This window comes from Halorubrum sp. SP3 (genome assembly GCF_005435195.1).
Lineage (GTDB): Archaea > Halobacteriota > Halobacteria > Halobacteriales > Haloferacaceae > Halorubrum > Halorubrum sodomense.
Window position 1 is genome coordinate 1 of sequence record NZ_SGTU01000421.1, and the last position, 419, is coordinate 419.

Consider the following 419-nt stretch of genomic DNA (forward strand, 5'->3'; position numbering starts at 1 on the left):
TAGCGACCTCGCTATACTCATGTGGGAATTCATCGAACCGATAGAGCACGACTGGCGGCTTCCGTTCTGGCGAGTTCGACAGGTCCGGAACAAAATAGACCTCCGAGTCGTGTTCGAATATGAATGGGAATGACACGTGTCGATCCGTCTCGAACACGATCTGATCATACTCCCACTGCTCCCCGCCGTCACGGCTGATAGCGTGACCGATTGAGGCGGTTGGATCTCTGTCCCTGTTGTACACCTCAAAAAGCATGTGAATATCGTCTCCATTCTTATGGAGGAACGGATCGGCGACGAAGTCGACGTTTCCGTAATCAGTAATGTCTCTCGAAGTTATTGCGGGGCCGCTAACGTCCCGTTTCGTCATCTCCAAGAGAAAGTCGACCGGGGCTCGTGGGGCGGGGACAGTCCGGGTG

Annotated in this window: 1 pseudogene; it reads right to left on the bottom strand. The window is 54.2% G+C overall.

Annotated elements, in window-relative coordinates:
* Window positions 1–370: pseudogene (locus EXE42_RS17080) on the bottom strand (hypothetical protein); the annotation flags it as partial.
* Window positions 371–419 lie beyond the last annotated feature (49 nt).